Source organism: Nitrospirillum guaranorum, assembly GCF_034653275.1.
Taxonomy (GTDB): domain Bacteria; phylum Pseudomonadota; class Alphaproteobacteria; order Azospirillales; family Azospirillaceae; genus Nitrospirillum.
Map to the genome: position 1 here is coordinate 1,723,123 of NZ_JAYEES010000004.1, position 26,218 is coordinate 1,749,340.

The following is a 26,218-nucleotide window of genomic DNA, read 5'->3' on the forward strand; positions in this document are numbered from 1 at the left end:
TCACATCAGACCGAGGCGGACGCCCAGGTGGCGCCGGCGGCGGGCCGGGTGGCGGCCGGGGCGCCCTCCCCATCGTCCAGGATGGGAACCGCCTGCACGATGATGCTGTTCAGGGTGCGGCACAAGGTGCGGCCCCGTTCCGTCAGATGCAGGGTGCGGACGCGATTGTCATGGTGCAGCGTGCGCGCCTCCACCAGGTCCGAGGCGCGATTGCCGAAACCGGTGGAGAGGCGGGCAACGATGCGCGACACGGTGTGCGGCTGCGCCCGCAGCAGCAAGCCCAGTTCCCGCAGGCTGATGCCTTCGTTCTCGCAGATGTACAGGAAACCGCAGGCCTCCTGCAGCGAGAACTGCTCGTCCACGGCCCGCATGGCTTCCAGGGCCGCCAGGGGGGCGCTACGCTGCCGATGGCGGTGGTCGTTCTGATTAGCTGTCATAATGGTGCATGTTCCCCGTGTTGGAGGCCAGGCGCAGGGACGGCCGCACCTGGGAAGCCGCGCGCTGCTTCACCTGGGAGAATGTGAGGTTGGCCTGAGGGTAGGTGGCCATGATGGGCTCGAACAGGCGGCGGATCGCCGCCTGGTGGTCACCCGCCGCCACGAAGTCGTCCGCCTCTACCTCGATCACGATGACGCTTTTGATCTTCATTTCTGCAAATCCACTTCTTTGGCTTGGCCCCGCGCCCCCTGGTCGTGCCCCTTCCAGGAACGCGGGACGAAGCCGCCCGAAACCGCCAGATCCGCTGTCTACCGGCCTACCTCCGCCCCCATCGGCCGGACGCGGGATCCGCCTGGTGGTTGCGACATCAACCTGAGCCATTGCAGAAATGGCACTCTTGATCGCTCGGGCCCAACACACCGATGCAACGTTGCAACCAATCCTGGTTCCCGGACCAAAACCGCCCGGACACCGGGGCCGCCCCTTGGCACTTCAGCCATCTCTTCCGCAGGGCGGCACGAATTAGGTGCGCTTTTGTCGTTATACGCACGACCCGTCAAAAGCTGTCGCTTGCAGGAACGATTAAGGCGCCGATTTTGCCATCCCCCCTCCAGGGGGCAGGGAATGCCTGGAACGCCATCGTGGGCCATCCTAAGCGCGGGGCCTGGCAAGTCCCTGACAAGAAACGGGCGTTCGCCTTTTATCGATTCGGATGTCCCCGACGGGACCGCTTTGATCGGCCCCACGGTAACGGCCGTATCCGTCACGCGCCATCCGCCAATCCGCCTATGCGGCGGTCGGACCGGACCGACAGGGCCGGGCATGAAAAGGCGGGCGCCGCGACGGCCCCGCCTCCCAGTGTTTTGATAATGGGGTGTCTTAATGACCGCGTTGAAGACGGTCAGCGCATCGGCAGGGGAATCACCTGGGCGGATGCCATCTCCTCCCAAACCAGGGCGTCGTCGGCACCCGGCATCGCCTGGTCATCACGGTCCCGCTCCCGGATGGCGACGAAATCCTGGATCTGGTCCATGAACAGGCGCACCAGGTTCGGGTCGAAATGGCCGCCGGCCTCACCGGTGATGTGAGCCAGGGTCCGCGACAGCGGCCATGGCTCCTTGTAGGGCCGGGCGGACATGAGCGCGTCGAACACGTCCACCAGGGCCACGATGCGGCCGGACAAGGGAATGGCGGGGCCCTTCAGCGCGCGGGGATAGCCCTGGCCGTTCCATCGTTCGTGATGGCACAGCGCCACCTCCGCCGCCAGATCCAGCACCGGCAGGCCGCTGCCCATGAGAATGCCGGCGCCGATGGTGGTGTGGGTCCTCATCACATCCCACTCGGCGGGGGCCAGGGGGCCGGGCTTCAACAGGATGGCATCGGGAATGCCGATCTTGCCCACGTCATGCAGGGGGGCCGCCAACGCCAGCTGGTCGGCGAATTCAATGTCGCATCCCGCCAGCAGCGCCAAATGACGGGCCATCTTCCCCACCCTGTGGGTGTGGGAAGCGGTTTCGTTATCCTTCAGGGCGCTGGCGGACCGCAGACGGGTGATCATTTGCGATTGCGCCTCACCCAATTGGGCCCGGGCGCTGACCAGCATCACCTCCGACCGGCGGCGCTGGGCCACCTCCGTCGCCAGGATGCGGCTCATTTCCGTCAAGCGGTCGGGCGGCTGCCGGGCCCTTGGCATCCGGCGGGCGCGGGCCGCCGCGCGGCGGCGCAACACCTCGCGCACGGCCATGGTTGCGGCCAGGGTGAGGGTCAGCAGGGCGGGCCAGTATCCAGCCAGGTGGGCGGCGTCGGCCACCAGCACGGCCCCGGCACGCATCACGACAATATCCATAACCCCGCTCCCTCTACCCACGAAGGCAGTCTCGGCGGGAAGTGCTTAAGGATTTGCTACCGGCCCCAAAGTCATAGATCGATCGGTCGCCGGCATAAGGAGTACCCCGTTGGACTCCGGACTCTATTCTGGTTAAAGCTGGTGGGCCGCCCGCAAGGAGTTCACCTTCCCATTGCTCGTAATAGGCGGCACGCTTGAGCCAGCGCTTCGCCAGCGCCCCGCGCCATTTCATTCCCAATTCTTTCGTTGAGAAGCGGCCAGAACATCATGCAACCTTATATTCCCTATCTTTTCATGGCCTTGGCCCTGATCATGATGGCCCGGCGCACCCGCGTGTGGCGCCGGGTGCAGCCGGCCCTGCTGGTCGCGGTGCCGGCGCTCATCGTGGTGGTGGCCGGCGTTTACACCTGGGGTGCGCAGCGTTTGGGCCCCCATGTCACCCCGCAGGGCTGGATGGCGATCGGCGGCGCCTTGGTCACGGCCGCCCCGGCAGTGGGGCCGGTCGCCGCGTGACCGCCCTTGGCGGCCCGCGAGCCCGGCTAAACCTGGACCTGCCGCCACCCGGCGGAGTATGACGGGGAAGCGCCTTCCCGTCCCCCACCGCCCGAGGACAGCCATGCCGGACCAGACCGTCCCCCCCGCGTCGGACGCCGCCGCGAAGCCCGCGCCGGGCACGCCACCCCTGAAGGTGGCCATCCTGCCGGTGACGCCCTTCCAGCAGAACTGCTCCATCCTGTGGTGCACGGCCACCAAGCGGGCGGCGGTGGTCGACCCTGGCGACGGCGTCACCCAAATCAAGGAGTTCCTGGCGCGCCAGGGCCTGACGCTGGAACGCATCCTGGTGACCCACGGCCATGTCGACCATGCCGCCGCCGTGGCGGACCTGATGGCCGCGACCGGCGTGCCGGTGGAGGGGCCGCAGCTGGAGGACAAATTCTGGATCGATCGCCTGCCGGAAGACGGGGCCAAGTATGGCATGCTGTACGCCAAACCCTTCACCCCCACCCGCTGGCTGGAGGATGGCGACACCATCACGGTGGGTGAGCTGACGCTGGATGTGCTGCACTGCCCCGGCCACACCCCGGGCCATGTGGTTTTCATCCACCAAGCCTCTCGCCTGGCCGTGGTGGGCGACGTCATTTTCCAGGGCTCGATCGGCCGTACCGATTTCCCGCGCGGCGATCACGCCGCCTTGATCCGGTCCATTCGTGAGAAGTTGTTCCCCCTGGGTGACGACATCACCTTCCTGCCCGGCCATGGCGAGCCATCGACCTTCGGCCAGGAGCGGCGCAGCAACCCCTTCGTGTCCGACCGCGCCGTGGCGCGGGGCTGAGCTCCCGTCCCACCTCTCCTGGAAAATCCCATGGCCAGCATCACCGACGCCCTGAACGAGGCCTTGCGCCATCACCGTGAGGGCGCCCTGGGTCATGCCGAGGTGATCTACCGCCGCATCCTGGATGTGGCCCCGGCGGAAGGCGACGCGCTGAACCTGCTGGCCGTGTTGTGCCTGCAGACGGGGCGGGCGGATGAAGCCCTGGACCTGGCCAGCCAGGCCACACGGGCCAACCCGGCCGCCGCCTTCCACGTCACCCGCGCCGACGCGGCCGCGGCGCTGGGCCGCCCCGCGCTGGAAGCGGAGTGCCTGGAACAGGCCCTGGCCCTGAATCCGCGTGCGCCCCAGGCCGCGGGATGGCAGCGGCGCCGGGGCCGCGCCCTGTCGGCCGCCGGGGATGCGCCGGCCGCCGTGCGGGCGCTGAGGGCCGCCGCCGCCCTGGCGCCGGACGACATCGATATCCTGGACGATCTGGCGGTGACCCTGACGCGGGCCGGCCTGACGGACGAGGCGGAAGCCGCGTTCACCGAGGTCCTGCGGCGACGGCCCGGCCATGCCGGGGCCACGCGCAACCTGGTAAGCCTCTGGCTGAACCAGGCGGCCAGCCATCTGTCCGTCTCCCAGGGGTCCGTCTCCCAGGGGGCCGCCCCGGTGTCCGGCAGCCACCGGGCCACGATCGCCGCCACGCTGGCCCGCCGCGCGGTGGAGCTGGATCCTGGCCGGCGTGAGGGCTGGGCCCGGCTGGGGTTGGCGCTGATGGCCCTGAACCAGCCGGAGCCGGCGGCCGACGCCCTGCGCCGGGCCTTGGCGCTGCCCGGCGCCGCCGACGAAACGGCCGAAATCCTCATCAACCTGGGCTTCCTGGAAACCCGGTTGGGCCGCTTCGATGCCGCCACCGCCGCGTTGGACCAGGCGGAGGCCCAGGAACCCGGCCGGGCGGAGGTGCTGAACCACCGGGGCGTATTGCTGCACGCCCAGGGCCGGCTGTCGGCGGCGGCGGAGGTCCTGGCCCGCGCCGCCGCCACGGCGCCGGACGACCACCGGCCGCTGACCAACCTGGCCACGGTCATGAAGGACCTGGGCGACGATGACAGGGCCGAAGCGCTCTACCTGAAGGCGCTGGCCCTGGCGCCGGGGGAACCGGCGGTGCACTGGCAGCGGTCGCTGGCCCGTCTGTTGGCGGGTGACCTGGCCACGGGTTGGCAGGAATACGAATGGCGCCACCAGACCGGCCAAATGCCGCCGCTGGACCCCGGCTTGACCGTCCTGCCGGAATGGCCGGGACCGGATTCGAGGGCGATGGCCGGCACACGCCTGCTGGTGCATGCCGAGCAGGGGCACGGCGACACGCTGCAATTCGCGCGCTACGCCGCCCTGCTGGCGGGGGCGGCGGACCGGCTGGGCCTGGCTCGCATCGGTCTCATGGTGCAGCCGGCGCTGGCGCGGCTGATGGCCCTGAGCCTGCCCGGTGTGACGGTGGTGCCGCCCGGAGCCGCCGTCAACGCCGCCGATTGGGATGCCCGAATCCCGCTCATGAGCCTGCCGCACCGCCTGGGCACCACGCTGGAGACCATTCCGGCCCAGTGCCCCTATCTGACGCCGCCACCGGTGGAGGGCTGGGGGGCGCGGCTGGCCCAGGCCGTGCCGCCCGGCATGCGGGCCGTGGGCCTGGTGTGGGGGGGCGACCCCCGCCCGGACGACCCCGTGTCGGCCCTGATCGACCGGCGGCGTAGCGTGCCCCTGGCGGTGCTGGCCCCCCTGGCCGCCGCGGGCGATGTCCGCTTCATCAGCCTGCAAAAAGGCGCGCCCGCCGCACAGGCGGCCACGGCGCCCTTTCCGTTGTTGGATTGGACGGGGGAGTTGCAGGACTTCGCCGACACCGCCGCGCTGGTGGCCTGCCTGGATCTGGTCATCACCGTGGATACGGCGGTCGCCCATCTGGCGGGGGCCTTGGGCCGGCCGGTGTGGGTGCTGTCCCGCACCGACGGCTGCTGGCGCTGGTTGCGTGATCGCGCCGATAGCCCTTGGTATCCAACCCTGCGCCTGTATCGCCAAGAGTGTTGGGGTGATTGGTCAGCCACCGCACGCCAGGTGGCAAACGACTTGGTTGCGACACCAATACCCTGAAAATATTATGTTTTTTATCGACCCCGCGCCCAAACCCGGCCCCCGCCGCAATCTTTGATCGCAAGTGGGGCGAAGCCGCGTCCTATCCTAACGGTAGAGTTGCGAAAAAAATTTGTGCGGCCGCGTCAATTTTGTTAAAGTTATTGTTGAAAAATTTACTGTGGCGTGAACCCGCCACCCCCGGCCACCTTTCCGCCGGACTTTCCCAAAGGATTCGTCCTTGGGAAGCTCCGCTAAACCAAAGGTGGAATAAGGGGCTCGAACCGATGTCTTCCTGGCCTGCGCCCGTCCCTCATGATGGGACGTGTCGAATATTTTCGTTTGTCTCCTAACCAAGGACCGAAGTCCATGGCCCTGGATGGCGTGTTAAGCACTGGCTCCGCCTATGCCCAGATCCCCAACGGGACCCTGGCGACCCTGGGTTACGCCAGCAACGATACCTCGGCCGAGACGACCGCGGCCGCTTCATCCACGCCTGGCGCGACCTCCGGGGGAACCTCCCCGGCAGGGGAAGAGACGACGTCGCGCCTGTCCGCACCCGCGTACATCAGCCCGGCCGTCACATATGACAGTCAGGCCGCCATCGCCATCACCCAGTTCCGCGACAGCACCACCGGCGCCGTCGACTACCAAATCCCCTCCCGTCAGGTGGTGGAGCAATATCGCCTGCGCGCGACGGGCGCCCCGCATTACAAGGGCGGCAATCCGCTGTTGCCAGCTGAAGTGACGGCCCCCTCCAACGACCAGTCGGCGACCGGCGCCGCCGCGTCGTCCAATACCGGCCCCACCACCTCCCCCGGCGGTACCGCCGACACGTCGTCCACCAGCACCGGGGGCGGCGGATCGGGCAGCGCCCTGATCAGCCCGACGGTAGCTGCGGTCACCCTGGGCGCCGCGGCCGTCAACGTCGTCGCCTGACATCTCCGTCCCCTACGGCCAAAGGCGCCATCCGCCCGGATGGGGCGGAGTTCGCCTGCTTTTCCGATCCGGGCCGCGATTTGTTTTGAACCGGCATGCCGCTCGCGGCCATGCTGCGAACACATCGCGTAGGGCACCGGCCGGGACGGCACGATCACCATGGCTACCGTTGAAGACAGGCTGAAGCTGGCGCTGGACCACCATGAAGCCGGCCGCCTGGCGGAGGCGGAATTGCTGTACGGCCGCGTGGTGGCCGTGGCACCCGACCATGCCCAGGCGCTTTATTTCTGGGGCATGGCGGCCCATCAGCGCGGGGACGACCCCGTGGCGCTGACCCGGCTGGAACGGGCCCAGTACCTGGCGCCCGACGTGCCCGCCGTCGCCCTGCTGCTGGCCACGGTGCACCAGGCCCTGGGGCAGGCGGATGCGGCCGAAGCGCTGTATCGGCGCGTGCTGGAGGGGGAACCCGGCCAGGCCCAGGCGGCCGGTGCCCTGGCGACGCTGCTGGAGGCCCGCGCCGCCGCCCTGTTGGGACAGGGGCGCGCCGCCGACGCGCTGCCCCTTTACGAGCAGGCCGTGGCCGCCCGGCGTGGCGGCGGGCTGGCGCCGGGTCCCGAAACATGGAATGGCCTCGGCGTCTGCCTATTGGCGGCGGGACGAACGGCGGAGGCGATTCCCGCCTTCCAGGCGGCGGTGACGGCGGATCCGCGATACGGCGAAGCCCTGTCCAACCTGGGCGGCGCGCTGAAGGCGGCCAAGCGGTTGGACGAGGCGGCGGCCAGCTACCGCCAGGCGCTGGCCCTGTTCCCCCGGATAGCCGAGCTGCACACCAACCTGGGAACCGTCCTGGCCGAGCTGCGGCGGCCGGCCGAAGCCCTGGCCGCCTATGAGGAGGCCGTGCGGCTGAACCCCGCTTTCGTCGGCGGCTGGCTGAATGTCGGCATGGGCCGCCGGGCCATGGATGATTTGCAGGGCGCGGTCGATGCCTACCACCGGGCCTTGGCCCTCGACCCCACCTTCCACCGCGCCTGGACGGCATTGGGCGCCGCCCTGTACGACCTGGGTCGACTCGAGGACGCGGCCCAGGCGGCGGAGAGGGCGCTGGCCCTGAAGCCCGACGCGGTGGAGGCCAACTGGAACCTGGCGCTGGTGTCCCTGCTGCTGGGTCGGTACGCCAAGGGCTGGCCGCTGTATGAATGGCGGCGCCACAGCCGCGCCAACCCCCTGCGCACCTTCGACCGCCCGGCCTGGGACGGCGCGCCCTTCCCGGGCCGCACCCTGCTGGTGCATATCGAGCAGGGCCTGGGCGACATGCTGATGGCGGCGCGCTACCTGCCGCTTGTGGCTGCCCGGGGTGGCCGTGTCCTGGTGGAGACACCGCCGGAGCTTGCGGCCCTGTTCCAGGGGTTGAGGCGCCCCGGCCGGCTGGAGCTTGCGCCCACGGACCGGCCGCTGCCGCCTTTCGACCTGCAATGTCCCGTCATGAGCCTGCCGGGCCTTTTCCAGGCCGGACTGGCCCCCATTCCCGACGAGGTCCCTTATCTTTCTCTGGATGGGCTGCCGGGGGAGGACCATCGACGGACCCGGTGGCGCGACCGGTTGCGGGGCGCCGTGGCGGATCCCGCCGCCCTGAAGGTCGCGCTGGTCTGGGCCGGCAACCCCAACTTCACCGGCGACCGCTGGCGCTCCCCCCGCCTGCCAGCGTTCACGCCGGTGCTGAACGTGCCGGGCGCGCACTTCTTCAGTATCCAGATGGGCGATGGGCGGCGGGATCTGGCGGACGCGGACCTGCCCGCCGCCTTCACCGACCTAGCCCCGGACATCAAGGATTTCGCCGATACCGCCGCCATCCTCGCGGAAGCGGACCTGCTGATCAGCTCCTGCACCGCCCCGGTCCACCTGGCGGGCGCGCTGGGTCGGCCGGTATGGGTCATTCTGCCGCAGATACCCGACTGGCGCTGGGGCCTGGGCCGCACGGACAGCGACTGGTATCCCACCGCCCGCCTCTATCGGCAGGAGATTCGCGGCGACTGGCGGCCCGTCATGGCCCGGGTGGCCGCCGACCTGACGCGACACGCCGCTGATACCGCTATCCGGTCGCTTTGATCCATGTTAAGGATCTGTCAACGGTTGGTGATGTATTGAACCATCGCGGTGAAGGCCGGCACGACGGGTAAATCCTGAGACATAGACAAAACGTCTAAAATTTTATCAATCGCGCCTTGACTCCGTCACTGAAACCAGTCATCACTTAACGTGTCCGAAAAACTCGGGCGACACATACCCTCTCCAAAGGAGACTTTTTATGTCTGACGCCGTTCAGCTTTCGTCCAGCATGCGGACCAACCTGCTGCTGCTGCAGCAGACCAACACCGCGACCAGCAAGCTGGAAAACCAGCTGGCGACCGGTAACAAGGTCAACTCCGCCCTTGACGGTCCGACCGCTTTCTTCGCCGCGCAGAGCCTGAATCAGCGCGCGAGCGACCTGTCCACCCTGAAGGACGGCATGTCGCAGGCCGTCAGCACGATCAAGGCGGGCAGCCAGGGCATCACCTCCATCCAGTCGCTCGTGACCCAGGCTCAGGGCCTGCTGACGACCGCCTATGCCAACCTGGGCACGGACGCCGGCGCCATCGCGACCCGCAAGTCGCTGGCCGACCAGTTCAACGGCATCAAGGACCAGATCGACAAGCTGGCGGGTGACAGCGGCTACTCGGGCAAGAACCTGGTTGCCGGCAATGGCCAGTCCTTCGCCGCCACATCGACCACGATCGCGACCGCCAATTCCATCACCTCGGTCTCGAACGCCCGCGTGACCAACATCACCGGCGCCGACACCTACTCGGTGAAGATTTCCGGCACCGGCGCCATCACCGGCGCCGCCGGCGACATCGCCAATGCCGAGACCGCGCGTGGTGTCTTCGGCCTGAAGGTTTCGGGCAAGCTGAGCTCGACCGCCGGCAACTTCGCCGACATTTCCATCCAGACCCGTGGCGCGGTCGGCCAGCAGCGCAGCGTCGTGGTGACGGAAGGCGACGAGTCGCGGACCATCAACTTCTTCGACAACACCCAGTCGGCCACCAACACGCTGCAAACGGCCGGTTCGTCTGGCACCCCGCAGGTTTCGCAGGTGTCCATCACCGGCAATATCGAGCAGGGCGACACTTTCACCGCCACGATCAACGGCACGTCCTTCACCTACACCGCCTCGGCGGGCGACGTGTCGGCTGCGGATACCGCGACCCGTCAGAAGAACATCGCCACCAACCTGAAGGCGGTGATCTCCGCCGCCGCGGCTACCGCCGGCAGCGCGTTCTCGGGCTTCACGATCGGCACGGGCGGCGCCAACAACCAGTTCACCATCACCGCCGGCGCCACCGCCGGCACCGCCGCCTCGTTCTCGCTGGGCACCTCGGCGTCCAACGCGCTGACCAAGGACGTATCCCTGTCCTTCTCGTCGGGTACGGTGGTGTCCTTCACCATCGACCGCGCCTCGCTGGAAGCCCTGGGTACCGCCGGCAACGGTACGTCCACCATTGAGAAGAACGTGGACGTCTCCGTGACCGCCACGGACCTGAACGGTGTCTCCGTGACCCGTTCCGGCAACAACGAGCGCGGCGACTCCAAGCTGTCCAATGGTGAGAACGCCTTCTCGTTCGACACCGGCACCGTTCGTCTGAACATCGACGCTTCGAACGTCCGGCAGGCGGCCAGCGCCAACAAAGCCGCCAACATCAGCACGTCCCAGACCACCGCGGCGGGCACGTCGAACGATCTGAGCGTCCAGTTCAACGAGAACAACAGCAGCGGCCTGACCGTGGCGGCGACCAACGTCACCACCTCGGGCCAGGGTTTGGCCGTCGATTACGCCCAGAACAACTTCCTGGATCGCGCGGACATCGATAAGGCCCAGGCCCAGCTGACCAACGCGACCAACGTTCTGCGCTCCGCCTCTCAGACGCTCGCCACCAACCTGAACATCATCCAGACCCGTTCGGATTTCACGAACGCGTTCAACAATGTGTTGCAGGATGGTGCCGACAACCTGACGCAGGTCGACCAGAACGAAGCCGGCGCCCAGTTGCTGGCCCTGCAGACCAAGCAGTCCCTGGGTGTCACCACCCTGTCCTTGGCCAACCAGGCTCAGCAGTCCATCCTCAAGCTGTTCTAATAGATCAGCGCAAGCGTGGAAGTACGGAGGGTGGCGGACGGCAACGTCCGCCACCTTCTTTTTTGGCCAGGCAATTCCAGCGGCCGGCGGTTTTTTGATGACCGGACAGGGTCTGCTGCCGTAATTCGTAGGGGTGCGCGCATACGCCCGCCCATCCGGGCGGCTTCGTTCGTTTAAGGTTTTGCCCGGTCCGGCCGCACGGTTGGACCCTCGCCCCGGGCCCTGGCCCCGGGACGGCGTTCTGAAGGAAGGATTGCCCCCTTGCCGCTGAAACTGGTGTTACGCCCGGGAGAGAAGCTGATCGTCAACGGCGCCGTCATCGGCATCGGCGACCATCCCGTCTCGCTGTTTTTCTACAACAAGGTGAATTTCCTGCGCGGCCGGGAAATCCTGAAGGAAGAGAACTGCGACACCATCGAGAAGCGGCTCTATTTCATCATCCAGCTGATCTACATCTTCCCCGAGGACGCCGGCACCAACATGGTGCACTTCGCCGCCATCCTGGAAGAGGCGCGGCTACAGCACCCCGACAAGGCCGACCTGTTCGACGAGGTGCAGGCGCTGGTGCGCGATGGCAACAACTATCGCGCCCTGAAGCTGTGCCGTAAGCTGTTCGACATCAAGGAAACGGCCGAGGCCGCGCCGGCACCCAAGCCGCCGGTGGAGGTGGTGCGCCGCCGCCGCAAGGTGGCCGCCCCCGCCGTGGAGGAATAATACCAGCGGCACGAGATGGAGACTCGTGCCGCTGTAGGCCCCGACTGGGGCCGCCGGAGCGAGCACCCCCAGTTTACGTAAAGGGGGGCACAGCGAGGACAAGCCTAGGCGGACGGATGTCCGCCGCCCGGCGACTGAGGGAGCATTTGAACGGTCACGTTCAAATGCCGCGCGTATAAGGCCCGGCCTTTCAGGCCGGCAACACAATGGTCTCGCACACGGCCAGCGGCCCCAAGGTGGCCGCCGCCGTGGCCCAGGACCATCCCACCCCGAATCCGGACAACAAGACCCGCAAGGCCCCCGCCTTGAGACCGGCCGCCACCGCGTCGGTCAAGGCCAGCGGCACGCTGGCCGAACTGGTGTTGCCATGGCGGGCCAGGGCCAGCACCAACTGTTCATCCGTGGCGCCAATCTTATGGCCCAGGCGGCGGATCATCATTTCATTGGCCTGGTGCAGGACGAAACGGTCCACATCCGCGGCGGTCCAGCCGGCGGCGGCCAAGGTGGCGGCGATGGCGCCTGGCACCTCACGCAGGGTGAAGGCGAAAACCTGGGTGCCGTCCATGAACAGGCGCGGCGGTTGGCCCGGCGCCCGCATGGCCCCACCCGCCGCCATGAGATAAGGGGCGCCGGCGCCGTCCGTGCCCACGTCCACGATCATGGGCGGTGCCGCGGCGTCGATCTCCAGCGCCGTGGCGGCGGCGGCGTCGCCGAACAGGGGCGCCACCGCGCGGTCGTCCGGATCCAGGATGTGGCTGGTGGTGTCGCCCGCCAGCAACAGGGCCCGCGCCGGCCGGCCATCGGCCCGGGGCAGCAACGAGGCGAGCGCCGACCCCGCCGCCCACAGTCCGTAGACGTAACCGGAGCAGCCCAGCGACAGGTCGAAGGCCGCCGCGCTCTTGGCCAGACCCAACCGCCGCTGCACCAGACACGCCGTGGCCGGCAGCACCTGGTCGTGGGTCTGGCTGACGAAGACCAGCAGGTCGACGCTGTCGGCTGGCCAGCCCAGCCCGTCCAACAGCGCCTGGGCCGCCGGCACCGCCAGGTCGGATGTGCATTGGCCGGGCGCCGCCAAGTGGCGGGCATGGATACCGGTGGCGGTGGCCAGCCGGCGCGCCGCCTCTTCCCCGAAGCGGGCGGCCAGGTCCGCCGTATACTCCACCCGGGCCGGTAGTGCCGAGACGATGCCCCGCACCGCCACGCCGTTCAACCGGGCCAACGCCATCAACGATCTCCCATCAACAACTGATGCCGCCGTCGACCACCAGGGTCTGCCCGGTAATATAGGCGGCGGAGGGGCTCAGCAGGAAGCGCACCACCGGTACCACGTCGTCCGCCGTGCCCAGGCGGCCCAGGGGCGTGCGCCGGATGATCTGGTCGCGCTGGCCGGCGCTGAGTGTCGACGACATCTCCGTCTCCAGATAGCCCGGCGCCACCGAATTCACGGTGATGCCCCGCCGCCCCACCTCGCGCGCCAGGGCCCGGGTCATGCCGTCCATCCCCGCCTTGGTGGCGGCGTAGGCGGCAAGGCCCGTGTAGCCGCGCTGCCCGATGATGGAAGAGATGTTGATGATGCGGCCGCCGGCGGGTCCCGCTGTGGCGGGGCGGCGCAGCAGGTGCCGCAGGGCAGCCCGGGCCGCCTGGATGGCGCCGTTCAGGTTGGTTTGAATCAAGCTGTCGATTTCCACCTGTGGCAAGGTGGCCAGGATGCCTTCGCGCGCGATGCCGGCGTTGTTGACCAGGCCATAGAGCCCGCCGGCCCAGGCCGTGGCGGCGTCGACGAAGGCCGTCACCTGCCCCGCATCACCCACCTGCGCCACCTGGAACAGGAAGCGGTCGCCGTGCCGGGCCGCCAAATCCTCCACCTCCGCCGTCGGGCTGCGGGCGCAGGTGGAGACGCGCCAGCCGTCCGCCAGTAGCGCGCGCACCAGCGCCAAGCCTAGCCCCCGACTGCCGCCGGTGACGATGATATGGTCACTCATTCCTGCACCCGTTTCTTTTTGCCCGACGGGGATAGTTCCAATTCCGTAACGAATTCCAGCCGCCGGGGGCGGGCCGCCGCCGGCAGGCCGGCCAGGGCCGCCGCCACCCGGGGGCGCAGGGCCTCGGGATCCTGGCCTGAAACCGCCACCAGTTGCGCCGTCAACAGGTGCCCGGTGATGGGACTGGCCCGCACCCGCACGGCGGCGTCGACGATGCCCGGCACCGCCTGAATCAAGGCCTCCACCTCATCCGGCATGACCTTCACGCCGCCGACGTTGACCACACCGTCCTCTCGCCCCCGGAACAGCACCCGATCGCCCACGACCTCCACCCGGTCGCCGGTGGCAAACCAGCCACCGGCGTCGGTCGGCAGGCGGCCGCCGGCCAGCGCGGTGGCCAGCCGGGGTCCCCGAACCCACAGCACACCGTCGCGGATGGCCAGCTCACTGCCTTCCACCCCTGTTTCCAGCCAGGCGGCGGGGAAGCCGGCGCTGCCGTCCGCCACTGCGAACAGGGCGCCCGCCTCCGTGCTGGCATAGATGTGGCGCACAGCGGCGTTGGGAAAGGCCGCCGCCAGCCGGTCCAGCAACGGCTGGTCCGCCGCCTCGCCCCCCAGGGTCACAGCCTTCAGCGGCGGCGTCCCGCCCGTCAGCAGGAAGGCCCGCCAGAAGCTGGGCGTGGCGCTGATGTGGGTGACGGCATGGCGCTGGGCCAGGTCCGCCAGCGCCGGCACGTCGGGGGCGTCGCCCGCCACCAGCGTCCCGCCGCCACTCAGCACGGTCAACAGCACCTGCAGGCCGGCATAGCCGCCAGGGTCGAAGGTGGCCAGCCACACGCTGCCCCGGCCCCGCCCCGGCTGGATCCGGGCCGCCAACCGATCGAAAGCGTGGCGCAGACGCTTGGGCGTACCGGTGGTGCCGGAGCTTTCCAGCACCAGGGTGAAGCCGGGCGGGCCCCCGGGCACAGCACCACCGGGGCACGTTACCCCGCCGTCGGCATCCACCACCGCGTCCACCCCGGTGGGCACCGCCGTGCCCCGCATCAGGAAAAGTTCGGCGTCCAGCAGGCGGGCCGCCAGCAGGGCCACCGCCACGGCCAGCGGCGTGGCCGCCGCCGCCGCCACGCGGGTGGCGGGCCGCAGCCGGCCGGCCAGATCCCGCGCCCGCCCGAGCAAGGCCGCCCGGTCATAGGACAGGCCACCCTGGACCAGCCGGCAGGCGGGGTCCAGCCAGTCCAGCCCATCCGCCAGGGCGGGGGATGGCGGCGGGGCGGCGGGCGGGGACGTCATGGCACCAGGCGGTTCCTTGCGGGGGAATAGGACCAGGAAAAACAGGCCCCTACTATGGGCCAGCCGCCCCGCCCGCGACAGCCTTAATGCACCATTGGCCGTAATGCGTCACTTGGCCGGCGCCGCCGGCAGGGTCATGGCCAGCTGGTCGAACAGGAAACCGTAGACGTCGGTCGACAGGGCCACCCGCTCGGCCAGGGAACTGCCATGGCCGTGGCCGGCATTGGCGGTGGTACGCAGCAGGATGGGCAGGCCGGCGGGGTTGGCCGCCTGCAGCCGCGCCACCATCTTGCGCGAATGCATGGGGTTCACCCGGCCATCATTCTCCCCCGTCGCCAGCAGCACGGCGGGATAGCGAACCCCATCCGTCACATGGTGGTAGGGGGAATAGGCGTACAGCGCCTGGAACTGCGCCGGATCCTTCACCGTGCCGTATTCGGTGATGTTGAAGGCGCCGTTGGGGTCCAGTTCCGTCCGCACCATGTCGTAGATGCCGACAGTGCCCACCACTGCGCGGGCCAGTTCCGGATGCTGGGTCAGGGTGGCGCCCATCAGCAGGCCGCCGTTGCTGCCGCCGATCAGGGCCAAATGGTCGGCATCGGTATAGCCGCGCTGCACCAGCAGGCGGGCCACGGCGGCGAAATCGTCGAAGACATGCTGCTTGTTGGTCAGGCGGCCGGCGTCGTGCCAGGCCTCACCGAATTCCGCCCCGCCGCGCAGGTTGGCGATGGCGTAGATGCCGCCGGCATCCAGCCACAGGCGCTGTTCCGCCGTCAGCTGATTCGGCGTCAGGCTGACGCCGAAGCCGCCATAGCCGGTCAGCAAGGCCGGCGCCTTGCCGCCCTTGCGCGCACCCTTCGGAATGACGAGGGTGACCGGCACCGAGGTTCCATCGGCGGAGGTCGCGATGTCGCGCACCACCTCGGCGTCGCTGAAATCCAGCCCGCCGGCGGCCGACAGCTTGGTCTCGTCCATGCTTTGCCGGCGCTCGTCATAGATGGCGTAGACCGGCGCCTTTAGGTAGGTGGTCATGTCATAGAGCACGCGGTTGCCGGCCAGCGGCACCAGCTCATGATTGGCGGAGACCGGCGGCAGGGGCAGCGGGCCCAGCGGCTGGCCCGTGGCGGGCGCCACCATGGCCACGGTGATGGGGCCGCCTTCGATACGGCGCAGATAGACGCGGCTGTCCGTAACGGCCAGGGAGTGGGAGCCCCGGTCGGACAGCAGCGCCGCCTTGCCCTCCGGCACCAGCACCTTGGCATGGGCCAGGTTGGTGTCCCCCGGGGCCAGGCGCAACAGGCGCCCCGCCGGCGCGTTCAAACGGGAAATCAGATACAGCGCGCCGTCCGGCCCGGGCGCCACCGCCACCACCTTGTCGGCGAACCGCGTGACCGGCACCGGGGTGCCGGTGGGACCGGCCGCCTGGGGCAGCAAGAAGTGCGCGAACTCCCCGCCATCGCCATTGGCGACGGAGATGACCAGCGGGCCGGTGCCCTCGCGGTTGTCCAGCTCCACCTCCGCGATGCGGGGGAAGTCGCGGCCCAGCACATACGCGTCGTTGCGCGGATCGCCACCCAGCGGATGCCAGTAGACCTGCATGAAGAAATGACGGTCGGCCTCCGGCCGCTCCTCCCCCGGGTAGCGGGTGTACCAGAAGCCCTTGCCGTCGGCCGACCAGGCCAGGTCGCCACCGCCCGTGGGGTATTGCACGCGGGGAATGACCTCCCACACCTCCGCCCCGGTGGCGGTGTCGAAGACGTGGACGCTGCCGTTCTCGCTGCCGCCCGTGGACAGGCTGGCGGCCACCAGCCGACCATCGGGGGAAGGCACGAACCAGTCCACCGCCGTCAGGCCGTGCGGATCGATCTTGTTGGGGTCGATGATCACCTTCACCGTCAGGTCGCGCGATGGCGCCGTGGTCATCCCGTCATCGATCATGACCACCTGCGGCTGTTGCAGGCGCGGGTCGGTATAGCGGGCGAAGAGATGGCCGCCGGCGGCGCGCACCCCGGAATAGCGGCTGGGCGCGGAGGCGATCAGCGACTCCAAACGGGCCTTGATGGCGGCGCGCTGGGGCACGGCGTCCAGGTAGACGCGGCTGTAGCCGTTTTCATCGGCCGACCAGCGCTTCACCACCGGGTCGGACCAGTCCTCCAGCCAGCGGTAGGGATCGGCCACCGTCTGGCCGAAGAAGCTGTCGGTCACCGGCCTGGCGGGGGTGGAGGGCAGGCCCACGGCCCCGGCGCCGCCGCCAAACCACGCCATTCCGGCCAAGGACAGGGCGATGAGATGGGGGGCAGCCAGGCGGGCCATGGGCGTTTTCCGAAAAAGGGAACGGGCCGCGCAGTGCACCACCGGCGGCCCGTCCTGCCAAGCCCTTTCAGGATCGACCCCTATCAGCTGGAGGCGGACTGGAAACTGAGGACAAGCCCAGGGCGCGGATGCGCCCGCCCGGCGCCTGAGGGCGTCCTAAGATCAAGCCTCTTCCTCCGCGTCCAGGTGGAACTGCGCCGTGTCGCCGTCATAGGCGAAGATCTCGGCGTAGCGCGCCCAGCTGATCATGGCCTTCAGCGTCTCATCCGCCGCCGTCTCGGACATATGGTCCTCCAGCTCCGTCTCGAACCGGGGCCGGGGGGCGCGGTGGTTGGGGCGTTCCTGCAGCACGCGGCGGATGTGGCTGGCCAGCGGGATGCGTTGCAGCAGGTGGTCCGCGAACAGCCGCTTGCGCACGTCCAGCTCGGCCTGCGCGAACTGCCGCGCCGGGGGCAACAGGCGGATGTCGCCTTCCACCACCTCGGCGAAGCCCAGCATCTGCAAGGTTTCCGCCACCTTCAGCAGGTCATCGGTGGACATCTGCAGGGCGGAGGAGATGACGGGCAGGTCGGCCACGCCGTTGTGCGGCTCGGCATCCACCATCTCCATCAGGCCGGCCAGAACGTTGGTCGACACATGCGGCAGCTGCAGGCTGAGGCCGGCGGCCAGCGTCTCGGCGATGCCCGGGGCCGCCTTGCGGCGGCGGGTCATCAGACCGTAGATGTGGTCCACCAGCTGGCGGAAAGCCGGATCGGTGCGCACGCGCGGATGGGGCAGCGTCACCTCGATCTCCGCCGCCACGCGGCCGGGGTTGGACGACATCACCAGGATGCGGTCGCACATCTGCACCGCCTCCTCGATGTTGTGGGTGACCAGCAGCACGGCGCCGATGGCCAGATGGCCATCGCCCCACAGGTCCAGGAAGTCGGTGCGGACGGTTTCAGCCGTCAGCACGTCCAGGGCCGAGAACGGCTCGTCCAGCAGTAGGATGCCGGGATCCAGCACCAAGGCGCGGGCGAAGCCCACGCGCTGGCGCATGCCGCCCGACAGTTCGCGGGGATAGGCGTTCTCGAACCCGTCCAGGCCGATGAGATCGATGGCGGCCAGCGCGCGCTTGCGCATCTCCGCCGGGGGCACGCCGCGCGCCTCCAGCCCCACCTGCACGTTCTCCAGCACCGTCAGCCAGGGGAACAGGGCGAAGGACTGGAACACCATGGCCACGTCGTTGGCCGGGCCGGACACCGGCTTGCCCGCCACGGACACCTGGCCCGAGGTCGAGGACAGGAGGCCGGCGATGATGCGCAGCAGGGTGGACTTGCCGGAGCCCGAGCGCCCCAGCAGGGCCACGATCTCGCGCCGGTCCACCGTCATGTTGACGTCGTCCAGCACCAGGGGGCTGTCGGGGTCGGCGGCGTAGCGCTTGCAGACGTCCTTCACGGTCAGGATGGGCACGCCACTGGGAAGCGGACGGGGTCCGGAGGGCGCCCCGTTGGGGGCGACTCCGGCGGCGGCGAGGTCGGCCGGGGCATGCGCGCCCAGGACCGCGCGCAGGGATTTCGGGGTCAGGTTCATGATGGGGACCTCCGTTCCTTCAGGACACGCGCAGGCGGCGTTCGGCGTACGCGTACAGCGGGCGCCAGACCAGGCGGTTGAACAGCACGACGAAGCAGACCATGACGACGTTGCCCAGCACCAGGCGGGGGAAGTCGGCGTCCGTCGTCATCTGGGCGATGTAGGCGCCAAGTCCACGGGCCTGGACGTGGGTATCGCCCCAGGACACGGCCTCGGCCACGATGCTGGCGTTCCAGGCGCCGCCGCTGGCGGTGATGGCCCCCGTCACCAGATGGGGGAAGACACCGGGCAGCAGGGCGTCGCGCCACTTGCGCCAGCCGCGCAGGCGCAGGTTGGCGATGACGTCGCGCAGGTCCACGGGATAGGCCTGCGACCCGGCCACCACGTTGAACAGGATGTACCATTGCGTGCCCAGGATCATCAGCGGCGACAGCCAGATGTCGGGGTTCAGCGTCCAGTGCACGATGGCCGCCACCGCCACGGGGAAGAACAGGTTGGACGGGAAGGCGGCCAGGAACTGGGCCAGCGGCTGGACGATGGCGGCCAGGCGCGGGCGCATGCCCACCATCACCCCGATCGGCACCCAGATGACCGCCGCCAGGGCGATCAGCACGACCACCCGGCCCATGGTGGCCAGGCCCAGCAGCACGACGTGGCCGACATCCCCCCAGGTGACGCCGGTGGCCATGAACTGGATGCCGTGCACCGCCACGTACAGCGCCATGACGGCCAGGGCGCCCTGCCACACATAGTCCCCCATGCGGACGGCCCGGGGGCTGAGCTTGGGTGCTGGCAGCCTGGGCAGGGCCGGCAGGCGCCAGCGCAACGTGGCGCGGGCGGCACCCCCGGCCGGGCGGCCCAGGGTGCGGAACAGGGTGGAGCGTTCCACCATGGTCAGCACCCAGGAGGTCGGGCGTTCCTCGGCCTGCACGGTGTCGGCGCGGAAGCGGTCCGCCCAGGCGACCAGCGGGCGGAACAGCAGCTGGTCATAGAGGATGATGACGCCCAGCATGGTCAGGATGACCCAGCCGATGGCGCCCAGGTCGCGCTGTTCGATGGCCAGCGCCAGGTAGGCGCCCACCCCCGGCAGGGTGATGGTGGTGCTGCCCACCGTCACCGCCTCGGCCGCCACGACGAAGAACCAGCCACCGGACATGCTCATCATCATGTTCCAGACCAGGCCGGGGATGGCGAAGGGCACCTCCAGCCGCCAGAAGCGCTGCCAGGTGGAGAAGTGATAGCCCGTGCAGACCTCCTCCAGGTCGGACGGCACCGTCCGCAGCGACTGGTAGAAGCTGAAGGTCATGTTCCAGGCCTGGCTGGTGAAGATGGCAAAGATGGACGCCAGCTCCGCCCCCACCACCTGGCCGGGGAACAATCCCAGGAAGAAGGTCACGGTGAAGGACAGGTAGGTCAGCACCGGCACGGACTGCAGGATGTCCAGCGCCGGGATGAGGATCTGCCCCGCCCGCTGGCTTTTCACCGCCAGCGGCGCGTAGACCAGGGTGAACAGCAGGGACGCGCCCAGGGCCGCCATCATGCGCAACGTCGTGCGCAGGGCATAGTAGGGCAGGGTCCATGGGTCCAGGGTGATGGGCGTGCGTTCCAGCTGCGACAGCGGCTGCGCCACCTCGTGCCCGCCGAAGACCAGCAGGGCCAGCAGGCCCAGGACCAGCGGCAGGGCCACCACATCCCAGCGGGACGGCGCCAGGCGGGCCAGCGGGCTGGGGGATCCCAGCCCGTCACGGCCGCCGTGAAGGACGTGCATCGTCATTGGCCGTTCCCCCCGTCACCCATGGTTTCAGAGGCGGAGTCGGGCCCCAACAGCGTCAGGGGAATCAGGTACCGGTCAGCGGGCGTACCGCGTTCGGCCCTCCGACGGTGCGTCGTTGGCGGCGATATCGTTGGCGGCCACCGGCCGGCGCATCAGCATCCAGCCCATCACGGGACGGCCGGCGGCATCCTGCCGCCACACCAGGGTGAGGCCATGGCCAGAGAGGGCCGCGCGCTGCGCCTGCGCGGCACGGGCCGCCGCCGCCATGACGGCGGACACGGGATCGGTCCCGGCGGAAAAACGGGTCTTGTTGAGGGCCATTGCTGCCTCCGTCACGCGGCCGGTGCCCGGCGGGGACGAAGGCGGGGATGGGGGCGTCAACGCCCCCGTCTCAGCGAGGGGCCCGACACACCCACCCACACCCCTGTCCCGGCTGGCGGTCTGAGGCGACCAGTCGCGCCGGATGGGTCCGGCCAAACGGGTCCGCGCCGCTCTCACTAGGTCGAGGGTTCATTCTCAGGGTGACTGTTCTCGTGGGGTTGACGGCGTGCCGCCCGTCGCGCGGAACCGGGGTTCCAGACGGCGGAGGACAACCGACGGCCCGCCAATAAACCGGGTGGGGGACCTGCGTCAACCCCAAACCAGAGCGCGATTTGCCGCAATGCAAAATCATGCGGTCGCGGCCCCCCTTCCCGGGGGCGTGGCCCCCCGCCATGCGCCAATTGGCGCGGGTGGTATCCGGTGCGGGATGACATAAAACCGTCACCCGGCACCGCTATAGCCTGCCGGCCGGCGGGGGCGGGATGGCCCCATGGGAAAACGCCGAAGCGGACCCAGGCGGCCGGGTGCAAGCGGTGCTGACGCCTGGCGGTTTTCGGGGTAAGAGGAAGCGCGAAATACTAGGCAGGGCAGTCGGGTACGGGCCTTTTCAAATCTTACCGGCCGCGCCCGTCCATGAGAATGAACGAGACAACAGGATCTTCGGACGGCCGGCGTATAAACCCGGGTTCCAGAGATCATCGGGAAGGTTGGGATTTCGATGCGACGCAGTGTTTGGGTGTCTGCCCTGGTCGTGGTGCTGCTGGGTGGTGGCGCGTGGTGGGTCATGCACAAGAAGCCGAGCAGCCAGGACGCGGGCAGCCCCATGGGCGCGCCAGGTGGGGCACCGGGCGGCCGGCCCGGCGCTGGCGGCCCGCCCCCGGGCGGTCCCGGTGGCCCCGGGGGCCCAGGGGGCGGCGGCGGGCGTCGCGGCGGCGGCTTCTCCATCCCCACCGTGGCGGTCACGCCGGTGGTGCTGGCCGACATGCCGGTCTACCTGGACGGCCTGGGCACGGTGCAGGCGCTGAACACCGTCACGGTCAAGACCCGCATCGGCGGCCAGCTGACCAAGGTCGCCTTCACCGAAGGCCAGACCGTGAAGGCCGGCGACACGCTGGCCGTGGTCGACCCGCGCCTGTACCAGGCGGCCTACGACCAGGCGGTGGCCAAGGTGGCGCAGGACCAGGCGCAACTGGCCAACGCCCGGCTGGATCTGGAGCGGTACCGCGCCCTGGCGGCCGAGAAGTACGGCACGCAGCAGACCTATGACACGCAGAAGGCCACCGTCGCCCAGTACGAGGCGACGCTGAAGTACGATCAGGCGGCGGTGGAAACCGCGCGCACCAACCTGGACTGGACCGTGACCAAGGCGCCCATCGACGGCCGCACCGGCCTGCGCCTGGTGGACGTGGGCAACATCGTCAGTTCCAGCGACAGCACCGGCTTGGTGGTCATCACCCAGATGCAGCCCATCTCGGGCGTCTTCACCCTGCCGCAGCAGCAGCTGGACGTCATCAACGCCCACCTGGCCAAGGGCGAGACGCTGAGCGTGCTGGCCGTCAGCTCCGACGGCCGCCAGCTGGACAAGGGCACCCTGACCACCCTGGACAACCAGGTCGACACCACCACCGGCACCATCAAGCTGAAGGCGTCCTTCCCCAACAAGGACAACCGCCTGTGGCCGGGCGGCTTCGTCAACATGCGCCTGCTGCTGGAGGTGAAGCCCAAGCTGGCCGTGGTGCCGGCCTCGAGCATTCAGCACGGCCCCAACGGCACCTTCGTCTACATCGTCAACGAGGACAACACCGTCACCCCCCGCCCGGTCACCGTCATCCTGAACGAGGGCGACAAGTCCGCCCTGTCGGACGGCGTGCAGGTGGGTGAGCGCGTGGTGGTGAACGGCCAGGACCGCCTGCAGGACGGCGCCAAGATCAACATCGCCGCCCCGGCGGGGGCAGCGCCGGACGCCGGCGCGCCCGCGGGCGCCACCGGCCAGCACCACCGCGGCCAAGGCCAAGGGGGGGCGTCGGGCAATGGCCAGGCCGGCCCCGAGGGTGAGCATCACCGCCGCCGCAACCAGGGCGGCCAGCCGGGCAGCGACCCGGCGCAAGGCCCCACACCGCAGGGCGCCCCCAATCCCAACCAGCCGGCGAATGGCCAGCCGGCGCAAGGAAATAGCCAGGGCAATCAGGGCGGCCAGCCGCGATGAACGTTTCCGCCCCCTTCATCGCCCGGCCGATCGCCACCACGCTGCTGGCGATCGGCATCGTGCTGGTGGGCTTCCTGGGGTATCGGGCGCTGCCGGTGTCGTCGCTGCCGGAAGTGGACTTCCCCGTCATCCAGGTCACCACCCAGCTGCCCGGCGCCAGCGCCGACACCACCGCCACGCTGATCACCGCCTCTCTGGAACGCCAGCTGGGACAGATCCCCGGCCTGGACGTCATGACGTCCATCTCCAGCTTCGGTGTGTCCAACATCACGCTGCAGTTCGGCCTGGGCCACAACATCGACGACGCGGCGCAGGACGTGCAGGCGGCCATCAACGCCGCCGGCAGCACCCTGCCCAAGACGCTGCCCTATCCGCCCACATACGCCAAGGTCAACCCGGCGGACCCGCCCATCCTGTCACTGGCGCTGACCTCGGAAACCCTGCCCATCGCCACCCTGTCGGACACGGCCGACAGCCTGCTGGCCCAGAAGCTGAGCCAGGTGTCGGGCGTGGGCCGCGTCACGGTGCAGGGCAACCAGCGCCCGGCCGTGCGCATCCAGATCCAGCCCGAACGCCTGGCCGCCTACAGCCTGAGCATGGAGGACATCCGCAGCGCCCTGGGCAAGGCCAACGTCAACCAGGCCAAGGGCAGCTTCGACGGCGTCGCGCAGGCCTACACCATCACCGCCAACGACCAGATCGAAAAGGCGGAGGCGTATTCCGACGTCATCGTCACCTACAAGAACGGCGCCCCCGTCCACCTGAAGGACGTGGGCGTGGTGACCCGCGGGCTGGAGAATTCCCGGGTGGGCGCCTGGTTCAACGGCAAGCAGGGCGTGCTGCTGGACATCCAGCGCCAGCCCGGCGCCAACATCGTGGAGACGGCCGACCGCCTGAAGTCCAAGCTGCATGAGCTGCAATCGGCCCTGCCCGCCGGCATCAAGCTGACCATCGTCGCCGACCGTACCGAGACCATCCGCGCCAGCGTGCGCGACGTGCAGGAAACCCTGGTGCTGACCACCGTGCTGGTGGTGCTGGTCATCCTGGCCTTCCTGCGGTCCGGCCGCGCCACCGTCATCCCGGCCGTGGCCCTGCCCCTGTCGCTGATCGTCACCTTCGGCGTCATGGCCCTGTGCGGCTTCAGCCTGGACAACCTGTCGCTGATGGCGCTGACCATCGGCACCGGCTTCGTCGTCGACGACGCCATCGTCATGATCGAGAACGTCATCCGCTACATCGAGGCGGGCGAGGCCCCCCTGCCCGCCGCCTACAAGGGCGCCAAGCAGATCGGCTTCACCGTCATCTCGCTGACGGTGTCGCTGGTGGCGGTGTTCATCCCCCTGCTGTTCATGAGCGGCATCATCGGCCGCCTGTTCCGCGAATTCTCGCTGACCCTGACCATCGCCGTCGTCGCCTCGGCCGTCGTGTCGCTGACCGTCACGCCCATGATGTGCGGCCGCCTGTTGCGCAGCCATGCCGATGAGCAGGCCGCCCACCGGCGCCGCGCGCGCTGGGCCAAGTATTCCCCCCTGGAATGGACGGAAGCCGGCTTCAACTGGATGCTGAAGGGCTATGAGCGGACCCTGTCCGTGGTCATGCGCTTCCAGTTCCTGACCCTGCTGGTGGCCATCGGCACCCTGGTGCTGACCGTCGTCCTCTACATGTGGATGCCCAAGGGCTTCCTGCCCAGCCAGGACACCGGCATCCTGGCCATCACCGTGGACGGCGACCAGGACAGTTCCTTCGCGTCCATGCGCCGCCTGCAGCAGCAGGTGGCCGACATCGTGGCCCAGGACCCCGACGTGGTGTCGGTGACCAGCTTCGCCGGCGCCAGCACCGTCAACCCCACCCCCAACACCGCCCACCTGTCCGTGGGCCTCAAGCCCCGGGATGAGCGATCGGCCAACGCCGACGCCATCGCCGTGCGCCTCAGCCACAAGCTGTCGGGTGTGCAGGGCGAGGTTTACGTCCAGTCGGTGCAGGACATCCAGATCGGCGCCCGCGCCAGCCGCACCCAGTACCAGTACACCCTGGCCGACGCCGATGGCGTGGAACTGGCGGAATGGGCGCCCAAGCTGGTGGCCAAGCTGCGCAGCCTGCCCCAGTTCCGCGACGTGGCCAGCGACCAGCAGACCAACGGCCGCCAGGTGGTGCTGAACGTCGACCGCGCCCTGGCCGCCCGCCTGGGCGTCAGCATCCAGAGCATCGACGACGTGCTCTATGACGCCTTTGGCCAGCGCCAGATCTCCACCATCTACGCCCAGATGAACCAGTACCGCGTCGTGCTGGAGGTGCCTGAGAAGCTGCAGTCCAGCCCCGAGGCGCTGGGCCGCCTGTACGTGCCCAGCACGGGCGGGCCGGTGGCGGTGAACACGGTGGCGCAGAGCACCCAGGTCACCACCAACACCCAGGTGCCGCTGAGCTCGCTGGTGCAGATCGAGACCACCAGCGCGCCCCTGACGGTGAACCACCAGGCCCAGTTCCCGGCCCTGACCGTCACCTTCAACCTGGCCGAGGGCCAGTCGCTGGGCGACGCGGTGGACGCCGTGACCAAGGCGGAGAAGGACATCGGCATGCCGGACACGGTGACCGGGTCCTTCGCCGGCGAGGCGGCGGAGTTCCAGACCTCCATCGCCAGCGAGCCATGGCTGATCGCCGCCGCCGTGGTCACCATCTACATCGTGCTGGGCGTGCTGTACGAGAGCATCATCCACCCGGTGACCATCCTGTCGACCCTGCCGTCGGCCGGCATCGGCGCCCTGCTGGCCCTGTGGCTGACCGGCAACGACCTGTCGCTGGTGGCCCTGATCGGTATCGTGCTGCTGATGGGCATCGTGAAGAAGAACGCCATCATGATGATCGACTTCGCCATCGAGGCGGAGCGGGTGGAGGGCAAGTCACCCCACGACTCGATCGTGGAGGCCTGCCTGCTGCGCTTCCGCCCCATCATGATGACCACCATGGCGGCGCTGCTGGGCGCCCTGCCCCTGGCGCTGGAGCACGGCACGGGATCGGAGCTGCGCCGGCCGCTGGGCATCACCATCGTCGGCGGCCTGATCCTGTCGCAGCTGCTGACCCTGTACACCACGCCGGTGATTTACCTGTACATGGAACGCCTGCGCGCCTGGGTCGCCCGGCGCACCGGCGGCGAGCGGACGGAGGACGTGCCCCCCGGCGCCCCGCCGCCCTTGACTGGCCTGGCGGATTGAGGCGC

Annotated in this window: 19 protein-coding genes; 9 read left to right on the plus strand and 10 right to left on the minus strand. The window is 69.1% G+C overall.

What is annotated here, in order from left to right; translation table 11 throughout:
* Positions 1 to 5 precede the first annotated feature (5 nt).
* From UAJ10_RS29265 to UAJ10_RS29275, 3 genes are all read right to left on the minus strand, one after another.
* On the minus strand, positions 6 to 437 hold the full coding sequence (locus UAJ10_RS29265) for a MarR family winged helix-turn-helix transcriptional regulator (protein WP_322918920.1): 432 nt from the start codon (positions 435 to 437) through the stop codon (positions 6 to 8).
* Complete coding sequence (locus UAJ10_RS29270) at positions 427 to 648, minus strand: hypothetical protein (protein WP_040842923.1); 222 nt, start codon at positions 646 to 648, stop codon at positions 427 to 429. Before UAJ10_RS29270 ends, UAJ10_RS29265 begins: the two co-directional genes overlap by 11 nt.
* Before the next feature lie 691 nt (positions 649 to 1,339).
* Positions 1,340 to 2,269, minus strand: coding sequence for an HD-GYP domain-containing protein (locus tag UAJ10_RS29275; RefSeq protein WP_322919076.1), 930 nt, complete (start codon positions 2,267 to 2,269; stop codon positions 1,340 to 1,342).
* Positions 2,270 to 2,551: 282 nt separating this feature from the next.
* On the opposite strand from UAJ10_RS29275, the gene UAJ10_RS29280 reads away from it, so the two are divergent.
* The 7 genes from UAJ10_RS29280 to UAJ10_RS29310 all read left to right on the plus strand — a co-directional run bounded on the left by UAJ10_RS29280 (position 2,552) and on the right by UAJ10_RS29310 (position 11,547).
* Entirely contained in the window at positions 2,552 to 2,797 is a 246-nt protein-coding gene (locus UAJ10_RS29280) for a hypothetical protein (RefSeq protein ID WP_322918921.1), read from the plus strand.
* Positions 2,798 to 2,900: 103 nt separating this feature from the next.
* Positions 2,901 to 3,617 carry an MBL fold metallo-hydrolase gene (locus UAJ10_RS29285; RefSeq protein WP_322918922.1) on the plus strand — a complete coding sequence of 239 codons (717 nt, stop codon included), beginning with the start codon at positions 2,901 to 2,903 and terminating at the stop codon, positions 3,615 to 3,617.
* 30 nt (positions 3,618 to 3,647) lie between these two features.
* Complete coding sequence (locus UAJ10_RS29290) at positions 3,648 to 5,744, plus strand: tetratricopeptide repeat protein (RefSeq protein ID WP_322918923.1); 2,097 nt, start codon at positions 3,648 to 3,650, stop codon at positions 5,742 to 5,744.
* A 348-nt stretch (positions 5,745 to 6,092) separates the two neighbouring features.
* Positions 6,093 to 6,662 carry a hypothetical protein gene (locus UAJ10_RS29295; RefSeq protein WP_322918924.1) on the plus strand — a complete coding sequence of 190 codons (570 nt, stop codon included), beginning with the start codon at positions 6,093 to 6,095 and terminating at the stop codon, positions 6,660 to 6,662.
* Positions 6,663 to 6,821: 159 nt separating this feature from the next.
* The gene (locus UAJ10_RS29300) at positions 6,822 to 8,768 is read left to right on the plus strand and encodes a tetratricopeptide repeat-containing glycosyltransferase family protein (protein WP_322918925.1); all 1,947 of its coding nucleotides are present in this window, start codon (positions 6,822 to 6,824) and stop codon (positions 8,766 to 8,768) included.
* Positions 8,769 to 8,967: 199 nt separating this feature from the next.
* Positions 8,968 to 10,833 (plus strand): flagellin N-terminal helical domain-containing protein, encoded by a 1,866-nt coding sequence (locus tag UAJ10_RS29305; protein ID WP_322918926.1) that lies wholly within the window; start codon positions 8,968 to 8,970, stop codon positions 10,831 to 10,833.
* Between the two features lie 261 nt (positions 10,834 to 11,094).
* Entirely contained in the window at positions 11,095 to 11,547 is a 453-nt protein-coding gene (locus UAJ10_RS29310) for a flagellar biosynthesis repressor FlbT (RefSeq protein ID WP_322918927.1), read from the plus strand.
* 190 nt (positions 11,548 to 11,737) lie between these two features.
* Here the strand turns inward: UAJ10_RS29310 and UAJ10_RS29315 are convergent, their stop codons facing one another.
* The 7 genes from UAJ10_RS29315 to UAJ10_RS29345 all read right to left on the minus strand — a co-directional run bounded on the left by UAJ10_RS29315 (position 11,738) and on the right by UAJ10_RS29345 (position 20,798).
* Entirely contained in the window at positions 11,738 to 12,772 is a 1,035-nt protein-coding gene (locus UAJ10_RS29315) for a ketoacyl-ACP synthase III (protein WP_322918928.1), read from the minus strand.
* A 13-nt stretch (positions 12,773 to 12,785) separates the two neighbouring features.
* Entirely contained in the window at positions 12,786 to 13,529 is a 744-nt protein-coding gene (locus UAJ10_RS29320) for an SDR family NAD(P)-dependent oxidoreductase (protein WP_322918929.1), read from the minus strand.
* Positions 13,526 to 14,818 carry an AMP-binding protein gene (locus tag UAJ10_RS29325; RefSeq protein WP_322918930.1) on the minus strand — a complete coding sequence of 431 codons (1,293 nt, stop codon included), beginning with the start codon at positions 14,816 to 14,818 and terminating at the stop codon, positions 13,526 to 13,528. The genes UAJ10_RS29320 and UAJ10_RS29325 overlap by 4 nt, the downstream gene beginning before the upstream one ends.
* Before the next feature lie 108 nt (positions 14,819 to 14,926).
* Positions 14,927 to 17,131, minus strand: a complete 2,205-nt coding sequence (locus UAJ10_RS29330; RefSeq protein ID WP_322918931.1) for a prolyl oligopeptidase family serine peptidase — start codon at positions 17,129 to 17,131, stop codon at positions 14,927 to 14,929.
* Positions 17,132 to 17,293: 162 nt separating this feature from the next.
* A complete protein-coding gene (locus tag UAJ10_RS29335; RefSeq protein WP_322918932.1) occupies positions 17,294 to 18,703 on the minus strand; it encodes an ABC transporter ATP-binding protein in 1,410 nt (469 codons plus the stop codon).
* A gap of 19 nt (positions 18,704 to 18,722) precedes the next feature.
* A complete protein-coding gene (locus tag UAJ10_RS29340; RefSeq protein WP_322918933.1) occupies positions 18,723 to 20,477 on the minus strand; it encodes an ABC transporter permease in 1,755 nt (584 codons plus the stop codon).
* A gap of 75 nt (positions 20,478 to 20,552) precedes the next feature.
* Complete coding sequence (locus UAJ10_RS29345; protein ID WP_040842394.1) at positions 20,553 to 20,798, minus strand: hypothetical protein; 246 nt, start codon at positions 20,796 to 20,798, stop codon at positions 20,553 to 20,555.
* 718 nt (positions 20,799 to 21,516) lie between these two features.
* Here UAJ10_RS29345 and UAJ10_RS29350 point away from each other — a divergent pair.
* Both UAJ10_RS29350 and UAJ10_RS29355 read left to right on the plus strand, forming a co-directional pair.
* Entirely contained in the window at positions 21,517 to 23,004 is a 1,488-nt protein-coding gene (locus UAJ10_RS29350; RefSeq protein ID WP_322918934.1) for an efflux RND transporter periplasmic adaptor subunit, read from the plus strand.
* Positions 23,001 to 26,213 carry an efflux RND transporter permease subunit gene (locus tag UAJ10_RS29355; RefSeq protein ID WP_322918935.1) on the plus strand — a complete coding sequence of 1,071 codons (3,213 nt, stop codon included), beginning with the start codon at positions 23,001 to 23,003 and terminating at the stop codon, positions 26,211 to 26,213. The genes UAJ10_RS29350 and UAJ10_RS29355 overlap by 4 nt, the downstream gene beginning before the upstream one ends.
* Positions 26,214 to 26,218 lie beyond the last annotated feature (5 nt).